This is a genomic window from Oleiphilus sp. HI0043, from assembly GCF_001634935.1.
Genome location: NZ_LWEY01001850.1, coordinates 1 through 1,032, shown reverse-complemented (window position 1 = coordinate 1,032; position 1,032 = coordinate 1). Strand labels below are relative to the sequence as shown.

General features: G+C 39.9%; 2 protein-coding genes and 1 pseudogene. All 3 read right to left on the bottom strand.

Annotated elements, in window-relative coordinates; genetic code table 11:
• A pseudogene (locus A3729_RS28340) lies at window positions 1-243 on the bottom strand (hypothetical protein); the annotation flags it as partial.
• Between the two features lie 3 nt (window positions 244-246).
• Window positions 247-546, bottom strand: a complete 300-nt coding sequence (locus tag A3729_RS28335; protein ID WP_068509306.1) for a LapA family protein — start codon at window positions 544-546, stop codon at window positions 247-249.
• 81 nt (window positions 547-627) lie between these two features.
• Entirely contained in the window at window positions 628-924 is a 297-nt protein-coding gene (locus tag A3729_RS28330) for an integration host factor subunit beta (protein WP_068509308.1), read from the bottom strand.
• Window positions 925-1,032 lie beyond the last annotated feature (108 nt).

Genomic DNA, 1,032 nt, shown 5'->3' with positions numbered 1-1,032 from the left:
AAAGTGCGTACCGATAGAGATGTGTGTTTGAAGAGTTTCTTCGGATACTTCCAGGGAGTTAATCAATCGATCTATAGCATCATCGGAATAACTATCAAAAAGCAGCTGGAGTCGGTGCTTTTCACCGACCTTTGTTTGGCTAGGTTCGCTAGTAGGAGACCTTTTCTGCTTAGCGCTATATCCGAGCAACCAGCCTAAAGAAAGCGCTAAAAACAGAAAAACCCAGAGCTGCGCAGTTTCCATTTACTAGCCTTTTGAGGTCGCTCTTTTAAGTCTCGACAGTTTAGTTTCTGTTGTCTGGAGACGCTTATCTTTAATTTTTTTCGAACCAAAAAGGGAAATCTGAGTCGGTACAGAAAATAAGAAACCAAGAATGAGGCCAACAACCAAGCTGCCTAACACCCAAAACCCCACACTAAGAGAGGTGAACTCGACAAATAATAGATCCACAGCTACAAGCGCATCATTTCGTAAAACAAAAACAACACAAGCGAGTAGAATAACTACAAAAAGAAGAAATGAAAGAGCGAATAAAATACGTGCCATTAATAAAACCTGACTCAAATATTGAAACGTGCCTAGATCTTTACCATGTTAACACGCTGACTATATTAGAGGCGAATTTGATTAATAGCCTTCTTTTAGACTCTCATTTACACGATCTCTAAGCTCTTTACCTGGCTTAAAGTGAGGCACATGCTTTGCCTGAAGACTAACAGACTCACCTGTTTTCGGATTTCTACCCATCCTTGGTGCTCGATAGTGTAGAGAAAAACTACCAAACCCACGAATCTCAATACGCTGCCCTGACGACAAGGTATCAGACATAAGATCAATAAGTGTTTTTATCGCCAGCTCAACATCTTTGACTGACAACTGCGTTTGCTTCGCAGCAATAATTTCAACTAATTCGGACTTTGTCATTAACTGTTCGATCCCTAAAAGACTCAACAATAACGTTGCTTTTTTTCAGTGTAGACAAAGAAACCAAAAAAACAAAAAAAACGGGCCTATAGCCCGTTTTTTTTGATT